This is a genomic window from Gracilibacillus timonensis (assembly GCF_900086715.1).
In the GTDB taxonomy this organism is placed as follows: domain Bacteria; phylum Bacillota; class Bacilli; order Bacillales; family Amphibacillaceae; genus Gracilibacillus; species Gracilibacillus timonensis.
In genome coordinates this window covers 1,724,787-1,737,024 of record NZ_FLKH01000012.1, presented here as the reverse complement: position 1 = coordinate 1,737,024, position 12,238 = coordinate 1,724,787, and the positions used below count along the sequence as shown (strand labels likewise).

Sequence of the window (12,238 nt, the reverse complement as noted above, 5' to 3'; positions counted from 1 at the left end):
AGATACATATGCGATATCAAAGGAGGATGTAAAAATGGATTTATTACAAGGTAAAACAGCGATCATTACAGGAGCAAGCAGTGGGATTGGAGTCGGTATTGCAAAAGAACTTGCTAAAGAGGGCGCCAATGTTGTGTTAGCTGCCCGAAGTAAAGCGAAATTGCTAGAAGTAGAGAAAGAAATAAAAGCAGAAGGTAATGGAAAGGTAGTAACGGCCCAGACGGATGTAACCAATAAACAAGAGATAGAAATCTTAGTTAAAAAAGCGGAAGAAGCCTTCCATCATGTGGATTTTTTAGTGAATAATGCAGGCCAAATGCTTTCCGCTGCTGTTCGTTCAGGGAAAATAGAAGAATGGGAAACGATGATTGACGTTAATATCAAAGGAATGCTTTTTGGTATCCATGCTGTCTTGCCAACTATGCTGGAGCGTTCAAGTGGTCATATTATTAACATCGCCTCTGTTTCAGGTCTGGAAGTAACCAAGGTAAGTACGGTCTATAGTGCAACAAAATTTGCGGTTCGTGCCATTTCTACAGGTTTGGAAAAAGAATTGGCTAGAACAGGAGTCCGTGTAACCAATATTTCACCAGGAATGGTGGACACTGCTATTTCTGATGTCACTTCATCGAATAATGATCGTAAAAAATTAGAGACACAGGACATAGCAAAAGCAGTGATATATGCGGTAACACAACCAGACTATGTGAACGTAAACGAAATAACCGTTCGTCCAGTTTAAGTAAGAAGCCAGTATAAAAAACATCCCCGTTTAACCAATATTTAAGGATGGAAATGTTTTTGTGTGTCTATCTATATGGAAGGAAATAGATAGCCTCGGAGTGATGTAGAGCCGAGAAAGAAAAATGAGAAAACCAAAATTTCTATCTATGTTTATGGATTTGATGCCGCGGGAAAATATACAATACCGAGAAAGTTTAAACTATTTTAGGAACAATACCGAGAAATATTGAAAAAATCATTGCATTTCCGCAATAGTTATGGCAGAATAAGAAAGTCGCTTTTTAGCGAGTGTTGAACGCACTGAAATGAATGTTTCATAAATTAAAAAAATTATTGACTTCCTTTTAAGTACGTGGTATATTTAAGAGGTCGCTAAAAACGACAGGGTAACACATTGATCATTGAAAACTGAACAAAACAACCAGTATGTGTAAGAAGAAAAGCAAAAAGCTAGCTTGTCAAAAGCGAGCACAAGTACAAACTATATTGAGAGTTTGATCTTGGCTCAGGACGAACGCTGGCGGCGTGCCTAATACATGCAAGTCGAGCGCGGGAAGGCAGCGGAACTCTTCGGAGGGAAGGTGCTGGAACGAGCGGCGGACGGGTGAGTAACACGTGGGCAACCTGCCTGTAAGACGGGGATAACTCCGGGAAACCGGAGCTAATACCCGATACCCCCTTATTTTCACCTGAAGAGAAGGGAAAAGATGGCCTCCGGCTATCACTTACAGATGGGCCCGCGGCGCATTAGCTAGTTGGTAAGGTAATGGCTTACCAAGGCGACGATGCGTAGCCGACCTGAGAGGGTGATCGGCCACACTGGGACTGAGACACGGCCCAGACTCCTACGGGAGGCAGCAGTAGGGAATCTTCCGCAATGGACGAAAGTCTGACGGAGCAACGCCGCGTGAACGAAGAAGGTTTTCGGATCGTAAAGTTCTGTTGTTAGGGAAGAACAAGTACCGTTCGAATAGGGCGGTACCTTGACGGTACCTATCGAGGAAGCCCCGGCTAACTACGTGCCAGCAGCCGCGGTAATACGTAGGGGGCAAGCGTTGTCCGGAATTATTGGGCGTAAAGCGCGCGCAGGCGGTTCTTTAAGTCTGATGTGAAATCTTGTGGCTCAACCACAAGCGGTCATTGGAAACTGGGGAACTTGAGTACAGAAGAGGAGAGCGGAATTCCACGTGTAGCGGTGAAATGCGTAGAGATGTGGAGGAACACCAGTGGCGAAGGCGGCTCTCTGGTCTGTAACTGACGCTGAGGTGCGAAAGCGTGGGGAGCGAACAGGATTAGATACCCTGGTAGTCCACGCCGTAAACGATGAGTGCTAGGTGTTAGGGGGTTTCCGCCCCTTAGTGCTGCAGTTAACGCATTAAGCACTCCGCCTGGGGAGTACGGCCGCAAGGCTGAAACTCAAAAGAATTGACGGGGGCCCGCACAAGCGGTGGAGCATGTGGTTTAATTCGAAGCAACGCGAAGAACCTTACCAGGTCTTGACATCTTTGGATGTCTCTAGAGATAGGGAGTTCCCTTCGGGGACCAAATGACAGGTGGTGCATGGTTGTCGTCAGCTCGTGTCGTGAGATGTTGGGTTAAGTCCCGCAACGAGCGCAACCCTTAATCTTAGTTGCCAGCATTCAGTTGGGCACTCTAAGGTGACTGCCGGTGACAAACCGGAGGAAGGTGGGGATGACGTCAAATCATCATGCCCCTTATGACCTGGGCTACACACGTGCTACAATGGATGGTACAAAGGGCAGCGAAGCCGCAAGGTGAAGCCAATCCCATAAAACCATTCTCAGTTCGGATTGCAGGCTGCAACTCGCCTGCATGAAGCCGGAATCGCTAGTAATCGTGGATCAGCATGCCACGGTGAATACGTTCCCGGGCCTTGTACACACCGCCCGTCACACCACGAGAGTTGGCAACACCCGAAGTCGGTGGGGTAACCAATTGGAGCCAGCCGCCGAAGGTGGGGCCAATGATTGGGGTGAAGTCGTAACAAGGTAGCCGTATCGGAAGGTGCGGCTGGATCACCTCCTTTCTAAGGATAGAACGGAACACCTCTTACGAGGTGCCACATACTAGGTTGTTTGGTTCAGTTTTGAGCGATCAATCTCGCTCGACCATGTACCTTGAAAACTAGATAAGAAGTATGACAAGACATCAAACAAAACAAACCAACGACTTTTTTACAGTAAGAAGCGGTGAAACATGTATCGTTAAGTGAAGAAGGGCGCACGGTGGATGCCTTGGCACTAGGAGCCGAAGAAGGACGGGACTAACACCGATATGTCTTGGGGAGCCGTACGTAGGCGTCGATCCAAGAATTTCCGAATGGGGGAACCCGCTACTTTTCATCGAGTAGCACGTTGAGCTGAATCCATAGGCTGAACGAGGCAGACCCGGGGAACTGAAACATCTCATTACCCGGAGGAAGAGAAAGCAAACGCGATTTCCTGAGTAGCGGCGAGCGAAACGGAATCAGCCCAAACCAAAAAGCTTGCTTTTTGGGGTTGTAGGACACTCCATTGGAGTTACCAAGAGAGACGTTAGACGAAGAGGCCTGGAAAGGCCCGCCAGAGGAGGTAACAGCCCTGTAGTCGACAACGTTTCTCCTCCGGAGTGGATCCTGAGTACGGCGGAACACGTGATATTCCGTCGGAATCCGGGAGGACCATCTCCCAAGGCTAAATACTCCCTAGTGACCGATAGTGAACCAGTACCGTGAGGGAAAGGTGAAAAGCACCCCGGGAGGGGAGTGAAAGAGAACCTGAAACCGTGTGCCTACAAGTAGTCGAAGCCCTTTCATGGGTGACGGCGTACCTTTTGTAGAATGGACCGGCGAGTTACGATCTCCTGCAAGGTTAAGTGGAAGACACGGAGCCGCAGCGAAAGCGAGTCTGAACAGGGCGACATAGTAGGGGGTCGCAGACCCGAAACCGTGTGATCTACCCATGTCCAGGGTGAAGGTCAGGTAACACTGACTGGAGGCCCGAACCCACGTATGTTGAAAAATGCGGGGATGAGGTGTGGGTAGGGGTGAAATGCCAATCGAACACGGAGATAGCTGGTTCTCTCCGAAATAGCTTTAGGGCTAGCCTCAAGGGATGTATGTTGGAGGTAGAGCACTGATGGAACTAGGGGCCCTCACCGGGTTACCGCATTCCGTCAAACTCCGAATGCCAATCATATTACCTTGGGAGTCAGACTATGGGTGAGAAGGTTCATAGTCGAAAGGGAAACAGCCCAGACCGCCAGCTAAGGTCCCCAAGTATACGTTAAGTGGAAAAGGATGTGGCGTTGCTTAGACAACCAGGATGTTGGCTTAGAAGCAGCCATCATTGAAAGAGTGCGTAATAGCTCACTGGTCGAGTGACGCTGCGCCGAAAATATACCGGGGCTAAACGTATCACCGAAGCTGCGGATTGATCGAACGATCAATGGTAGGAGAGCGTTCTAAGGGCGGCGAAGTCAGACCGTGAGGACTGGTGGAGCGCTTAGAAGTGAGAATGCCGGTATGAGTAGCGATAAAGAAGTGAGAATCTTCTTCACCGAATGCCTAAGGTTTCCTGAGGAAGGCTCGTCCGCTCAGGGTAAGTCGGGACCTAAGCCGAGGCCGAAAGGCGTAGGCGATGGATAACAGGTTGATATTCCTGTACCACCTAGCTCCGTTATGAGTGAAGGGGGGACGCAGAAGGATAAGGAAAGCGCACGATTGGTTGAGTGCGTCGAAGCAGCAAGCGTGTCTGATAGGCAAATCCGTCAGACGGGAAGCGTGAGCTGTGATCGGGAGGGAAATCAAGTACCGAAGTTCCGGATTTCACGCTGCCAAGAAAAGCCTCTAGCCAGGAGACAAGGTGCCCGTACCGCAAACCGACACAGGTAGGCGAGGAGAGAATCCTCAGGTGATCGGGAGAACTCTCGTTAAGGAACTCGGCAAAATGACCCCGTAACTTCGGGAGAAGGGGTGCTTCTCGACCGAGAAGCCGCAGTGAAAAGGCCCAAGCGACTGTTTAGCAAAAACACAGGTCTCTGCGAAGCCGTAAGGCGAAGTATAGGGGCTGACACCTGCCCGGTGCTGGAAGGTTAAGGGGATGCGTTAGCATTAGCGAAGCGTTGAACTGAAGCCCCAGTAAACGGCGGCCGTAACTATAACGGTCCTAAGGTAGCGAAATTCCTTGTCGGGTAAGTTCCGACCCGCACGAAAGGTGCAACGACTTGGGCACTGTCTCAACGAGAGACCCGGTGAAATTATACCATGCGTGAAGATGCGCATTACCCGCGACAGGACGGAAAGACCCCGTGGAGCTTTACTGTAGCCTGATATGGAATGTTGGTACAGCTTGTACAGGATAGGTGGGAGCCGTAGAAACGTGAGCGCTAGCTTACGTGGAGGCGCCGGTGGGATACCACCCTGGCTGTATGGACCTTCTAACCCAGAACCGTGATCCGGTTCGGAGACAGTGTCAGGTGGGCAGTTTGACTGGGGCGGTCGCCTCCTAAAATGTAACGGAGGCGCCCAAAGGTTCCCTCAGAATGGTTGGAAATCATTCGCAGAGTGTAAAGGCAGAAGGGAGCTTGACTGCGAGACCTACAAGTCGAGCAGGGACGAAAGTCGGGCTTAGTGATCCGGCGGTACCGTATGGAAGGGCCGTCGCTCAACGGATAAAAGCTACCCCGGGGATAACAGGCTTATCTCCCCCAAGAGTCCACATCGACGGGGAGGTTTGGCACCTCGATGTCGGCTCATCGCATCCTGGGGCTGTAGTCGGTCCCAAGGGTTGGGCTGTTCGCCCATTAAAGCGGTACGCGAGCTGGGTTCAGAACGTCGTGAGACAGTTCGGTCCCTATCCGTCGTGGGCGTTGGAAGTTTGAGAGGAGCTGTCCTTAGTACGAGAGGACCGGGATGGACACACCGCTGGTGCACCAGTTGTTCCGCCAGGAGCATCGCTGGGTAGCTACGTGTGGCAGGGATAAGTGCTGAAAGCATCTAAGCATGAAGCCCCCCTCAAGATGAGACTTCCCATCTATTCGATAGAGTAAGATCCCTCCAAGACGAGGAGGTAGATAGGTTCGAGGTGGAAGCATGGTGACATGTGGAGCTGACGAATACTAATCGATCGAGGACTTATCTATACATGATGTTGGCTTGTCAGATGAATTCTTATCTAGTTTTGAAAGTATATAAAAAACACTTGCATTTCGTATAAGGCATGCGTTATAATATGTCTTGTCCTTATCGAAAGAAAGTCTGGTGACGATAGCGAAGAGGTCCCACCTGTTCCCATGCCGAACACAGTAGTTAAGCTCTTCAGCGCCCATGGTAGTTGGGGGTTTCCCCTGCAAGAGTAGGACGTTGCCAGGCAATATGATATCAAAACCCCTTATTAGTCATTGGTGCTAATGAGGGGTTTTTGTAAGAATAAATCTAAAAATTCATTTGGCAGAACAATGGTTCAAACTGATTTTTTCAGTGAATGAAAAATTGTTGAAAGCAAACTAGTCAATGACAAAACAGCAGAGTTTTTAATATTTTTCGTAACAGATGTTTTTAAAATCTCTGTGAATAAATCCATAGCTCGTATTTTTTCTTTTGTACTATTTTCTGCCCCACCAACAGTGATTTTCATGATGTCTTTATCCTCGCATTCATTACTTACAATCCTTTTGATAATATCAGGTTGTTGGTGGTTTATCTCTTTCATTAAATCTTTCAATGGGTTCTGTTTTTCTGGATCTGTCTCGGTGGATGTATAAAGGTGATCTTCGCAATATTCTTTTCTTTGCTCATCATTGTTGTGTATTACTTTTGTTGTGACAGCATTCTACCTGTCTTATTTTTCATTTCCAATGTTAAATGGTAGTAATCTAAAGCGGTCTCTTGAAGTTGAGCAAATACACTGGATTGATTACTTTCTATCATCTGTGTTTTCAAGTGTTTTGCAAATGAGGAGGGAAGCCCGACTTAAAAGCATAAATGTAAATAATAAAATGGTTTTTAGTATATTTTTCATTGGAAAGTTTTCTTCCCTTTATGGTTTTAGACTACTATCTATTCTATGACATATGATTAGATAGTATTTGGAAAAATTGATTTCTAAAATAATAAAGGGCTGACATAGCATAAAAAAATGTTATTAGTATATTTGATCTTTGCCCCGCTAAACCGGGTGAATAATTACCTTATGGATACAGGAATTATTTCATTACATTATTCATGAGCTATTGTTCTTAAGTTTTTAATGTTAAAAAAATTTCGTTAAAACCCGATAGTGAATAGGGCGTGACAATAAAAATATGCGTCGATGCCAAACAAACAGACCCTAGGAAAAGGGTCTGTTGTTAAGCGGTATGAAATTGTTTCTTTACAAGAAGCGAAAGAGCCAAAGCTATTACTGGTACAAGAGGTAAAAAGACGGTCCAGTTAACAAAGTAGAAAATAGGAGCTAAGATGGCTATCCCAGCAAATAAAAGGGAAAGCTGAGAATGTTTTTGTACCCCATCAACAAACAATAACACACCGACTATCATCAACATTACTAATAAGATATTTGTGAAAATAACGGCGCACCTCCGAATAAATTCTTCTATTATAAAAATTTTATCAAAAAAATAATCTTATAGTCAATGCAATAGACTGAGTTTACGAAAAGCTTTCCCAGGCAGCATTCATGCCAGCTATCCTTCCCGTGACTAGTGCAGAAGTGATATTATAACCACCAGTATAACCATGTATATCGAGAACTTCACCGCAAAAATATAATCCATCCATACACTTCGATCTCATGGTATTTGGGGTGATTTCTTTGATCGACACACCTCCACCTGTTACAAATGCTTTTTTAAATGGTAGACTGTCATGTACATAGAAACTGAAGTGTTTTAAGCTGTAAACGAAAGAGGATAACGTTTCGTTTGAAAGATTGGCTCCATTAATCGTTGGGTCTATTTCCAGAAAATCAAACAAATAATCTAACAATCGTTCAGGGGCTATTCCTTTTACGCTCTTTCTAAACGTCCTTTTGGGATGTTCTTTCATTAAATGCTGAAGTTGGTTGGTGATTTCTTGCTCGGTTTTATCTGGGCACAAGTCAATGCTTACTTTCACTTGTTGCTCGCCTTGCATAAACAATTTTACGATGAATTGGGAACATCGTAATACGGCTGGTCCGGATATGCCAAAATGTGTAAAGAGCATATCCATCCGATGAGTGATTACCTTTTTTCCTTTCTGATTATAAACCGAGAGGGCAACATCACGTAGGGCAGTGCCTTGTAATTGTTTATTACGAATAAATGCTTCATTGGAAACGATGGGTACTTCTGTCGGATATAACGTCGTAATGGTATGCCCAGCCTTTTTTGCCCATGGATATGCGTCTCCGTTAGATCCGGTATGTGGAACTGCTTTTCCACCAGCAGCAACCACGACGGTCTTGGTTTGGATGTTTTCCTTATCTGCAAGAATAATGCGATGATGACTCTCTCCATAGTCAATCGCTTGAACAGTCGTGTTTTTTCTGACGGTTACGGATAGACGATCTAATTGTTGTAGTAGGGCGTTCACCACATCATTTGCTTGATTGCTAACGGGAAACATACGGCCGTGATCTTCTTCTTTTAAGGCAACTCCCAATCCTTCAAAATAATCAATAATGTCATAATTATCAAAAGTGGAAAAAGCACTGTAGAGAAAGCGGCCATTGCCTGGAATATGGCGAATCACTTCATCGGCAGGCAACCGATTGGTCACATTACATCTTCCACCTCCAGATATCGCTAATTTTTTTCCGAGTTTATTTCCTTTATCGATTAGTAAGGTGTGAGCACCTTGTTCAGCGGCTGCAATAGCTGCCATTAACCCTGAAGGTCCTCCACCGATGATAGCAACGTCGTACATGGTTCATTTCCTTTCCAGAATACAAGATAGATGTATTAAAAGTTTATCTTACTTGATCGTGAATCACAAATATTAAGTCGAAAATCATCACAAATGATGGATAGCTATGTTAGAATATATCTGTTACATTATTTTGATGAATAAAGGTGAATATATGTCAGGCTCAAATTTTATTAGAGGCACATTGTTGCTCACAGGAGCTAGTTTTTTATCGAAATTTCTTGGGATGATTTATGTGATCCCTTTTACAAATATGGTAGAAGAAACGGGGATGACCTTGTATGGATTCGCTTATATTCCATACACCATCTTGATTAGTGTTTCCACCATAGGGATTCCCCAGGCGGTTTCCAAGTTTGTGGCAAAATATAATACGCTGGACGATCATTATACCAGTATGCGAATGTTTAAAGTTGGTTCTCTATTAATGATAGTGACAGGTATTGTCGCTTTTCTAATCATGTACTTTGGCTCAGGATTTTTCGCTTCATTATCCTTAGATCCAGCTACGGAAGATATTAGTTTGGATGAGGTACAACACGCCATGCAAATGATTAGTTTTGCTTTGTTGATTATTCCGAGTATGGCCATTATGCGAGGCTTTTTTCAAGGGAATCAATCGATGGGACCTACTGCCGTTTCCCAAGTTGTCGAACAAATTGTACGAATCGCCTTTTTGTTAATTGCTGTCTATGTGGTGGTTGATGTTGTGGGCGGTACGAATGCAACAGCTGTTGGTTTTGCGGCTTTTGCAGCCTTTATTGGTGCGGTTGCCTCTTGGGTGGTTTTAGGGGTTTATTGGAAAAAAAGACGCAAATTTATTCAACGTCCGATTGATCAGCAAAAAGTCAAAAAAAATATTCCAGTAAAACAGTTACTAAAAGAATTGTTTCGCTACTCCGGACCTTTTGTGCTGGTAGGAATCGCTATCCCATTATACCAACTGATTGATCAATTTACCTTTAGCCACGCCATGGCTGCGATTGGAAAAGAGGCGGAATCTTCTATCGCTTTTTCAGCCTTTAATGTGCAAGGGCATAAGCTGGTGATTATTCCGATTACGATTGCGACAGGTTTATCTCTAGCTATTGTTCCAGAAATTACAAAGGCATTCAACGCCCATCAGCTGGACCGAGTGAAGAAGCAAAGTAATCAAGCTTTGCAGATTATTATGTTCTTTGTCTTACCAGCTGTCATAGGTTTGGTCATTCTGGCAGATGCTATTTATGGCGGTCTGTTTGGCATACGACAGTTGGAGATTACTAGTACTGTTTTTGCCTGGTATGCGCCAGTTGCCTTGCCGTTTGCCTTTTTCACGGTGACGTCCGCCATTTTACAAGGAGTGGAACGGCAAAACTTTACTTTGATTAGTCTGGGAACAGGTGTTCTGATTAAACTGTTATTAAATGCTATCCTTATTCAGCAATTCGCAGCGGTAGGAGCGATTATAGCGACATGGATTGCTTCAACAGTAGCGGTTGGACTTAATTTGTGGCAGATTCGTAAGGCGATTGCTTTCCCATATCGAAAATTCTTTAAGCTTAGCTTATTAATGGTCATATTTACGGCAATAATGGGCATTGTTTTAATTCTGGTGAAATGGGTAATGGGCCTCTTTTTGGATGTGTATGAAAATAGGCTTCATGCCATCATCACCATGTTAATTGGGGTAGGTGCAGGTGGGATTGTTTATCTGTACCTTGGCTATGCATCCACGCTATTTGAACGGATTACCGGGAGAAGGATTGCGATATTGGATCGAATAATTGGACGATAAAACGAAAATGTTGTCAATGGGGGACATGATAGCAATACTTATTAGGCTGTATAATGAACGTTGTCTTCCCCTTAACTTCTTTAATCTTCAGAAATCTTGAAGTGAGCGTCTTATGGACGGTTAGCACTGTTATAAAAGGGAGCGGTTTGTGATGCGTTTAGATAAATTTCTATCGAATATGGGCCAAGGAAGCAGGAAGGATATCAAAGCCTTGGCAAAAAAGAAACAAATTACAGTCAATCAGCAAGTGGTAAAGAAAACAGATATACATATTGATCCAGAGCAAGATCAGGTCTGTGTATCCGATCAGTTGATTGCGTATAAGCCGACTATCTATCTCATGCTTAACAAGCCTGCTGGCTATCTCTCGGCGACAGAGGATATCCAGCAATCTACTGTCCTGGATTTGATCCGATCACAGGATAAAATATTAGAACCGTTTCCAGTAGGGCGTCTCGATAAAGATACAGAAGGGCTGTTATTGCTGACAAATGACGGACAACTAGCACATGATTTACTATCGCCCAAGAAGCATGTGGAAAAAAAGTATTTCGCCCAGTTAGCAAAGCCCATTACGGAGAAGGATCGAGAAGCATTTGCCCAAGGTGTTAGATTAGAAGATGGTTACCTTACCAAGCCTGCTGTATTAACAGAAATACAATCATGCGAGGTGCAAGTGACGGTGACAGAAGGGAAGTTTCATCAAGTGAAACGAATGTTTGAGTCTATCGATAATAAGGTATTGTATTTAAAACGAGAGGCGATGGGATCGCTGTATTTAGATGAGCGTCTAAAACGAGGAGAATACCGTGAACTAATGAAAGAGGAGAGGGAAAGACTGCAAAACAAATAAAATACCAGTATTGAGAGCAATACTGGTCAACAAAAAATTGTTGAATATATCAAGAAATCTTAACTTTTTTCTTTGTGATTTTCCAATGCCCACGATTCGGACTATTTACCAGGCCATTGTAAGCCAGTAAATGTAAATCTCGTTGAACAGTGCGGTCCGTTATACCAAACTCTTCTGCTATTTGACTCGTTGTCACAGGTCCATTCTTTTTGATAAATAAATAGACTGCCTTGGCCCGAGTCAGCATACGGTTGGTGGATTGACTCAAAAAACCACTCCTTCAAAGTTTAAGTTAAACCTTGCAAAAGTATATTCATGATACACTGTATATTTTACACGTAATAGCGTTATATTTCTACTTTAAAATATCCATTATCAGATAATTTTGAAATTGATCAAGTATGATGGCGAGGTGACGTGTGATCAAACATTATTTTATCGCACTTTGTTTCGATGATGAAACGAAAGCATGGATAGCGGAGCAGCAGAGGCAGATCTATTCGATTTTTTCTTATAAGCAATGGGTGAATCCGGCAGACTATCACCTGACGCTCGATTTTTTGGGTGGAATAGGCGATGCCTGTTTGAAGACACTTGCCCACCAGTTAGACACAGTGAGGCATTCCCCTTTTTCATTAACGATAGGGGGCTTATCCTACTTTGGGAATAAGCTGAGTCCGCGTGTGTTGTGGATGAAAACGGAAGAAAAGGACGAACTTCTCCGATTACAAAAAAAGATCCTGCATCAGACACAGACAAAAGAACAGTCATTTATTCCCCATATTACCTTGGCTAAAAGGTGGACCGATCGGTCTAAAAAAGTGGAGGAAACAGCATTTGATCTACTGAAAGATCAAAAACAGCTAATGGTCGACCGTTTTGTGGTCTATGAAATACATCCGGAGCGACAACAAAAATATCAAGTATGGGAAGAATTTCATTTGAAATGAGGTGGTCG

The 12,238-nt window shown here is 44.3% G+C and carries 7 protein-coding genes and 3 rRNA genes; 7 read left to right on the top strand and 3 right to left on the bottom strand.

Translation table 11 applies throughout. The features are described 5' to 3' along the window. Positions 1-34 precede the first annotated feature (34 nt). The 4 genes from BN6556_RS19400 to rrf all read left to right on the top strand — a co-directional run bounded on the left by BN6556_RS19400 (position 35) and on the right by rrf (position 6,115). Positions 35-742, top strand: coding sequence for an SDR family oxidoreductase (locus BN6556_RS19400; RefSeq protein WP_066195098.1), 708 nt, complete (start codon positions 35-37; stop codon positions 740-742). Between the two features lie 484 nt (positions 743-1,226). Then, positions 1,227-2,791 (top strand): 16S ribosomal RNA (locus BN6556_RS19395). 176 nt (positions 2,792-2,967) lie between these two features. Next, positions 2,968-5,886 (top strand): 23S ribosomal RNA (locus tag BN6556_RS19390). Positions 5,887-6,000: 114 nt separating this feature from the next. Continuing rightward, positions 6,001-6,115, top strand: a 5S ribosomal RNA gene (gene rrf, locus BN6556_RS19385). The 16S, 23S and 5S rRNA genes sit together here, the layout of an rRNA operon. 91 nt (positions 6,116-6,206) lie before the next feature. Here rrf and BN6556_RS19380 read toward each other — a convergent pair. Next, positions 6,207-6,467 carry a hypothetical protein gene (locus tag BN6556_RS19380; protein ID WP_148436820.1) on the bottom strand — a complete coding sequence of 87 codons (261 nt, stop codon included), beginning with the start codon at positions 6,465-6,467 and terminating at the stop codon, positions 6,207-6,209. A gap of 926 nt (positions 6,468-7,393) precedes the next feature. Continuing rightward, the gene (locus tag BN6556_RS19370) at positions 7,394-8,650 is read right to left on the bottom strand and encodes a BaiN/RdsA family NAD(P)/FAD-dependent oxidoreductase (protein ID WP_066195090.1); all 1,257 of its coding nucleotides are present in this window, start codon (positions 8,648-8,650) and stop codon (positions 7,394-7,396) included. A 106-nt stretch (positions 8,651-8,756) separates the two neighbouring features. On the opposite strand from BN6556_RS19370, the gene BN6556_RS19365 reads away from it, so the two are divergent. Together BN6556_RS19365 and BN6556_RS19360 are read left to right on the top strand one after the other, a co-directional pair. Next, the gene (locus tag BN6556_RS19365) at positions 8,757-10,427 is read left to right on the top strand and encodes a putative polysaccharide biosynthesis protein (protein WP_316245341.1); all 1,671 of its coding nucleotides are present in this window, start codon (positions 8,757-8,759) and stop codon (positions 10,425-10,427) included. A gap of 151 nt (positions 10,428-10,578) precedes the next feature. Continuing rightward, positions 10,579-11,280, top strand: coding sequence for a pseudouridine synthase (locus tag BN6556_RS19360; protein WP_066195088.1), 702 nt, complete (start codon positions 10,579-10,581; stop codon positions 11,278-11,280). 49 nt (positions 11,281-11,329) lie between these two features. Here BN6556_RS19360 and BN6556_RS19355 read toward each other — a convergent pair whose 3' ends face one another. Continuing rightward, a complete protein-coding gene (locus BN6556_RS19355; protein WP_066195086.1) occupies positions 11,330-11,548 on the bottom strand; it encodes an HTH domain-containing protein in 219 nt (72 codons plus the stop codon). A 151-nt stretch (positions 11,549-11,699) separates the two neighbouring features. Here BN6556_RS19355 and thpR point away from each other — a divergent pair, with 151 nt between their 5' ends. Then, positions 11,700-12,230 (top strand): RNA 2',3'-cyclic phosphodiesterase, encoded by a 531-nt coding sequence (thpR, locus tag BN6556_RS19350; protein ID WP_066195083.1) that lies wholly within the window; start codon positions 11,700-11,702, stop codon positions 12,228-12,230. Positions 12,231-12,238: the final 8 nt, after the last annotated feature.

Coding starts and splice junctions, on each gene's coding strand:
- BN6556_RS19360 (WP_066195088.1), top strand. CDS start 10,579: ATGCGTTTAGATAAATTTCTATCGAATATGGGCCAAGGAAGCAGGAAG.
- BN6556_RS19365 (WP_316245341.1), top strand. CDS start 8,757: ATGTTAGAATATATCTGTTACATTATTTTGATGAATAAAGGTGAATAT.
- BN6556_RS19370 (WP_066195090.1), bottom strand. CDS start 8,650: ATGTACGACGTTGCTATCATCGGTGGAGGACCTTCAGGGTTAATGGCA.
- BN6556_RS19400 (WP_066195098.1), top strand. CDS start 35: ATGGATTTATTACAAGGTAAAACAGCGATCATTACAGGAGCAAGCAGT.